General features: G+C 43.0%; 4 protein-coding genes and 1 pseudogene. All 5 read right to left on the minus strand.

From position 1 onward, the window contains the following. Positions 1-182 (minus strand): annotated as a pseudogene (locus CHB62_RS14075) (RHS repeat-associated core domain-containing protein); the annotation flags it as partial. Positions 183-195: 13 nt separating this feature from the next. After that, entirely contained in the window at positions 196-786 is a 591-nt protein-coding gene (locus CHB62_RS14080) for a hypothetical protein (protein WP_089367326.1), read from the minus strand. Next, a complete protein-coding gene (locus tag CHB62_RS15390; protein WP_240616305.1) occupies positions 783-3,143 on the minus strand; it encodes an RHS repeat domain-containing protein in 2,361 nt (786 codons plus the stop codon). The genes CHB62_RS14080 and CHB62_RS15390 overlap by 4 nt, the downstream gene beginning before the upstream one ends. Further along, on the minus strand, positions 3,136-3,648 hold the full coding sequence (locus tag CHB62_RS14090) for a hypothetical protein (RefSeq protein WP_061450629.1): 513 nt from the start codon (positions 3,646-3,648) through the stop codon (positions 3,136-3,138). Before CHB62_RS14090 ends, CHB62_RS15390 begins: the two co-directional genes overlap by 8 nt. A 65-nt stretch (positions 3,649-3,713) precedes the next feature. After that, positions 3,714-6,917: M91 family zinc metallopeptidase (locus tag CHB62_RS14095; protein WP_254919395.1), on the minus strand; the 3,204-nt coding region annotated here is incomplete at its 5' end.

The following is a 6,917-nucleotide window of genomic DNA, read 5'->3' on the forward strand; positions in this document are numbered from 1 at the left end:
CACAGGTTCAGTCTTGGAGCATAATATCTCGCACCATCATAGTAGTACATACCGGTCTCCTCGTCCAAATCCTTGGCATTGAAGAGATAAGGGGTGTTCCACGTATTGTTGCGCTCTTCGATGAACACTTCGCCAAACGGAACATACTCGATGTGCTGCGAAACTTCGCTATCAAGGACAGTAGTGATTCTCATCTTAAAATATCTTTGGACGCATATCATAATATTTCTTAAACCTATATTCAATCGTATCAGCTATTTGTTGATCACCGATGGATATATCCCAAATTACTTTCAGAAAGGGCGTCGAAGAATCTGGTCTTACAGAGTGTAGAACAATAGAGATTGCTTTTGAATGTCCATTGGTACCTGGAGGTATATCGAAAGGAATTTGTTCTATTGCTATCAATTTGCCCCTTTTAACACTATATGAGTATTGATAATATAGATATGTAGGAAGAATAGCTCCTTTGCGGTCAAGTAATTTTAACGAATTAATTCTAATGGAAGGAATCGTATCTCCAGTTAATAGAAAATGATATTCAAAATTATTATACATAAAAGAATCTACATCCGACAGGGTTTTATGCACAAAATAAACTTTCATAGAGTCAGATAATTTATTATCTGACTCTATGTTGCTCAGGGACAAAGAACTATTAGGAGAACATTTGATTACTTGGTAATTATTTATTTTCCCTTGTACAAAATAATCCCAGCCTGTTTGTATCATACATGATGTCATAAAAAAACAGGCAAACATACAAATAATAACTAAATATTTCATTCTTCTTGTTTTGATTCTTTCGATTTTTCTATCGCATTTGTAATATCCTTTAGTGCTACAGAGTAAGCTGCATCAAAATTACTATGCTTATCATTAAAAATTTGCTTTCCATTTTTACTTGTTGGACTATCTAGGTTCATCATATTATGAGACTTAGGATCCTTGCTTTTTTTATCTCTTATTGCATCTTGGATAAAGTTTCCTTTTTCCATACCATATTCCCCTGTCTTTAGGCTGCTCTTAAGAATTTCTGCAAATTCTGGAATATTCTGAGCTTCTGCGAAAGTAGGAATCTGATTAATATCCAAATCTTGATTGTCTTTATATTTTTTATACAAATCAATGTAGTTCGAGTGAGAATAGAAGTCCGCTATTCCATGTAAGTCAACCCCAGCTTTTGTATATTTTCCTTCTCCCATATGCTCTTGAAAAGAATTCTGAAGATTGTTATAGGCGTTAGAAAGACTTTCATATCCAACCATATTGTCTAAATGGACCGTTGAGCGAGACATTAAAAAAATATCAGATACAACACCTGTTCCCCACAGCATCCAAAACTTCCCTTTTGAAGTATTTGCTGTTTTTAAAGCCTGAGAAACTAATTTTACATGAGTCGGTATTCCAAATTTCCCATCTGGATCAAATAATTTAACTGGGTTGTTTTCACAATATGCATATGTAGTAAATCCCGCTTTTCTCTCTTGCAAAGGATCACAACTCATCCACAAACTCAACCTCGGCTCATAGTACCTCGCTCCATAGTAGTACATACCTGTCTCCTCATCAAATTCCTTGGCATTGAAGAGATAAGGCGTGTTCCATGTATTGTTGCGCTCCTCTATGAACACTTCTCCAAACGGCACATACTCGATATGCTGCGATATCTCGCCGTCGAGGTTGGTGATGCAACTACTGCTTCCCAGGTGGTCCGGATGGTAGTAGAACTGCATCTTCTCATAGTCGTCATTCGGCTTAAAGTTACCATTTGCAGCTCTTGTGTGTACCCTTGCTTGTGCTGCCTCCGGTGTACCATCGTTACAGCAGAAGCCCTGACCGTTCACGTAGTCGTCGTTGTCCTTGCCATTATAAGGTTGGTCAAACGTCTTGTAATTGTCTTTAATGGATTGTAACTGCTGGTTGTACTTATCCTTGTAGTTAATGGTAAGACCATCAGCTTCATTGCCTGCATACGGTATTCGTCTTGGGTCTGCACCGTAACTTGCCAAGTCGCCAAGCTTGCTGACTATTCTCTGACTGCCCACATAGATGTGCTTGGTGTACTTGCCACCTTGTCCTGCCACGAGGTATGGGCCGACATAGAGACTGAACCTTGCCGTACCGGTGTTGCCACCCGAGAACTCAGAGTTCACATAGATAGCTTCGTTTTCGCCTGAGGTCTTCACCGTGCGCTCACCATCGGCATCATACCAATAGTTGCTTACAAATCCGTTCTCATCGGCTGCCAGCAAGCGATTCTCCTCGTCCCACTTGTACTTCTGCTCGGTTGCCTTTTCATCTTCCTTGCCGTCACGCTTTACACGGCTGGTGTTGATATAGACAAGGTTGCCGTTGGCATCATAGGTGTACTTGTGTCCGTTGTTGATGTTCGTGCTGTCCGTCGGGGTTTCCTCCGTGCGGTAGTTGATATCACGAACATTGTCGAGTTGGAACTTCTTGCCATCTCCCTTCTGATAGGTATAGGTGAGGTCATAGCCTGCGTGGAGCGTGCCGTCGAATTGTACACCTGTCTGCGAGAGATGTTGCTTCTTACTCGTGATGCGGTGCATGTTGTCGTAACCCATAGACAACGTATAAGAAGCGGATTTATTGTCCGTTCCCTTATAAGTACCTGTTGCGCTTGCCAAACGATACAATGGGTCATAAGTATAACTATGGTTCATCTGTCCGCCTGCCTTGCCACTCTGTGGGAGTGGAGCATTGTTCTTCACGCCAAGTACGTTGCTCACTGCGTCGTAGCTGTAGGCATTGTCCATAATAATACCTGCCTTAGCATTCACCACGAGGTTCTGCAAACGTCTGCGTGCAGGGTCGTAGCTGTAGAACGTCTCCGCTCCGTTGCAGTACTTCAGGTAGGTGCGCTGCTCAAACTTATCGTAACCAATCTTGTTCACATAATCGTAGCCATAAGACTTGTAGCCACGCACATGGTCTACCTGTCCGCCGAGGTTGTAGCCGTAGGTTACCTTCTCCTCATCGGGGTAAATCATTTCCAAGAGACGGTTGTGGCTGTCATATTTCCACTGTGTTACGTAGGTTGCCACAGCCTGATTAGGTACAATCAGCGTGCGTACCGTCTTCAAGACCTCACCCATCTTACCGTAGTAAATTCTAATCACAAGATATTTTTTTTACAGAAAAGAGAGCTCTATTAAATATTCCAACTTTTAAAATTGGCACATTATAATATCCTACATTAACATTATCCATTACAATGTCTTTCCAAATTAATTGATTATTCTGAACACCCATTAACTCTAATGTATCGGGTCTCAATGGTATTATTTCTTTGCCAATAATGGCATTTGTTTCCTTTACTAAAGGAATATTCTGATAGCGTAAATTATATATGCTATCTCCTAATAATTTAATATTGGACTCATTTCTATTATAAAAAAAATCACCAATATAAATACAAGAAGAGTCTGGATAACTAAATACATATTCTTGCTCTTCTATTGAAGAGTATGAATTCAAATGATATCCTTTAGGAATTGTTATTTCGTACATTTTTTGTTTTATTCTAATTTTAATGCTGTCATATTCTGTTTTTGCCATTATATCCATTGAAACAAGAGATATGATTAATATTGGCAAAAATATTGGTAACACTTTTAATCTCATACTACTTTTTTATAATTGTATAATCCGTACGATGGAATGGAATTTACCATCGTACGGATATTTAATTAACGCTTATACCATACTGGCAATATAGGTTTATTTTTATCAGAAAGCATAAAAGGTCCACTGCCTTTAACAAAATTACCATCTTGATCCTTATTAGTTCTGTAATGGGTTCTTAACGGTCTACCAAGCTGTTCTCGCAATATATTTTCACGAAATACGGCTTGCCACTCACTACGTTTAATTCCATTCTCGAAACGACTGTCTAAAAGTCCACGATTAGCATCTAACGCATGGAACATCTCATGTGCCAAATCAGTCTCCTTACTTACTTGACCTCCTTCTAAGGTTGCCAATACGGCACCATAAGAATTCCAGAATATTGTGCCCCCAGAACCACCAGAAAGGTCAATGCCTTTATTAAGCAAAGCTTCTTTCTGTGCAGTAGCTGATGGATCATTTTGAATTTGTTGGGCATACGCCTTTGTAGCATTACTTTCTTTAAATTCACTTGCTCCATCTTTTATGACAAAATTATTTGATGAAGATTGGAGTTCAGAAATCATACTTGCCCCTTCTGTACCTTTACGAATTACATCTAATGCAGAAACCACTTTTTTGGTGAAGCCTTTCAATTTATCGGTATATTGTATGCCGTTTTGTCTATATAACTTTCCATCAATATACAAAAGAGAAAGATTCTTATTATCAATCCTTAAACTATCTCCTCCTATATCCAAGATTCCTATAGGATTATTAGCAGAGAAACAATAAGTGCTTATATTAGGATATTTTTCCTGGAATCTATCCACACTCATCCACAGACTCAACCTCGGTTCATAGTATCTCGCACCATAGTAGTACATACCCGTCTCCTCATCAAATTCCTTGGCATTGAAGAGATAAGGAGTGTTCCACGTATTGTTGCGCTCTTCTATGAACACTTCGCCAAACGGCACATACTCAATGTGCTGCGCCACTTCGCCGTCAAGATTGGTGATGTAGCTACTGCTGCCCAAGTGGTCGGGATGGTAGTAGAACTGCATCTTCTCGTAGTCGTCGTTCGGCTTGAAGTTGCCGTTTACAGCTCTTGTGCGTACCCTTGCTTGTGCCGCCTCCGGCGTAGCGTCGTTGCAGCAGAAGCCCTGACCGTCCACGTAGTCGTCATTGTCCTTACCATTATAAGGTTGGTCAAACGCCTTGTAGTTATCCTTAATGGATTGCAGTTGCTTTGCATACTTGTCCTTGTAATTGATAATCAAGCCATCGGCTTCATTGCCTGCATACGGTATTCGTCTTGGGTCTGCACCATAGCTGGCGAGGTCGCCAAGCTTAGATACAATACGCTGGCTACCCACATAGATGTGCTTGGTGTACTTGCCACCTTGCCCTGCCACGAGGTATGGGCTGACATAGAGCGAGAAGCGTGCCGTACCGGTATTGCCACCCGAGAATTCAGAGTTCACATAAATGGCTTCGTTCTCGCCACTGGTCTTCACTGTGCGCTCACCATCGGCATCGTACCAGTAGTTGCTTACAAAACCGTTCTCATCGGCTGCCAACAAGCGGTTTTCCTCGTCCCACTTATATTTCTGCTCGGTTGCCTTTTCATCTTCCTTGCCGTCTTTCTTTACACGAGAGGTGTTGATGTAGACAAGATTTCCGTTAGCATCATAGGTGTACTTGTGTCCGTTGTTGATATTGGTGCTCTCCGTAGGAGTTTCTTCCGTTCGGTAGTTAATATCACGAACATTGTCAAGCTGGAACTTTCTGCCCACATCCTTGCCGTAAGTATAAGCGAGTTCGTAGCCTGCGTTGAGCGTGCCCTCGAACTGCACACCTGTCTGCGAGAGATGTTGCTTCTTGCTCGTGATGCGGTGCATGTTGTCGTAGCCCATAGATAACGTATAAGAAGCAGCTTTATTGTCCGTTCCCTTATAAGTACCTGTTGCGCTTGCCAAACGATATAGTGGGTCATAAGTATAACTGTGGCTCATCTGTCCGCCTGCCTTGCCACTCTGTGGGAGTGGAGCATTGTTCTTCACGCCAAGTACGTTGCTCACTGCGTCATAACTATAGGCATTGTCCATGATAGTACCTGCCTTAGCATTCACCACGAGGTTCTGCAACCGTCTGCGTGCAGGGTCGTAGCTGTAGAACGTTTCCGCTCCGTTGCAATACTTCAGATAGGTGCGCTGCTCAAACTTATCATAGCCAATCTTGTTCACATAGTCATAACCGTAGGACTTGTAGCCACGGACGTGGTCTACCTGCCCACCGAGGTTGTAGCCGTAGGTTACCTTCTCCTCATCGGGGTAAATCATTTCCAAGAGACGATTGTGGCTGTCATACTTCCACTGTGTTACGTAGGTTGCCACTGCCTGGTTAGGCACAATCAGCGTGCGTACCGTCTTCAACACCTCACCCATCTTACCATAGTAATACTCGATAGCGCCACTGCCGTCCTCACGAAGCATCAATCTGCCGATACGGTTGTGAGAAGAGTTGATACCACCGTAATGGTACTTCACGTTGTTCTCCGGATGGTCGGGATAGTTGATAGCCGTCAGACGACCATAGTCATACTCATAGTTGATGGTCTTGCCCTCCTTCTTGAGGTTGGCTGTCTGCTTGGTGAGCACATTGCCCAAAGCATCGTAGGTAAAGGTGGTGATACCGCTGGCAGGGTGGTTTACCTCTGTGCGACGGTCGCCCATATCATAGACGGATGTCGTTACGTTGCCCTCGGTGTCTGTTACCTTGACCAATCGGTCGATACCGTCATATTCGAAAGAAGTGGTAATGATACCATCGGGTCCACTGAGTTGCTCGGTCTTCACGGTCTTGCCACTACCATCGGTATAGGTTGCCTGACGATTACCCAACGCATCAGTAACAGTCGTTACGAGTGCATTGCTACCTACGTCCGTAGAGTACTCCGTCTTGGTCTCAGCATTGTCTGGAAGCGTTACTTTCATGGCACGGTCAAGCACGTCATAGACCGTTACAGTTGGCGACACGTTGTCAAATGCCTTGTTGAAAGCGGTCTTGTTTCCCACTGCTTCGGTTACAGGGTAGTAAGCCTTAGCCACACGACCGAAAGCGTCATAGACATTGCGTCCGCTGACAATCATTACAGTCTCGTCCTTCGGAGCACTACCCTTGGCAGCTGTCGTTACCACACCGTCTTTCTTCACCTGAACGGGACGCCCGAAGCCATCCACGAAGGTTACGGTCTCCATATCATCGCTTGGGTGCTGTATGTC

Source organism: Prevotella jejuni, from assembly GCF_900187995.1.
Lineage (GTDB): Bacteria > Bacteroidota > Bacteroidia > Bacteroidales > Bacteroidaceae > Prevotella > Prevotella jejuni.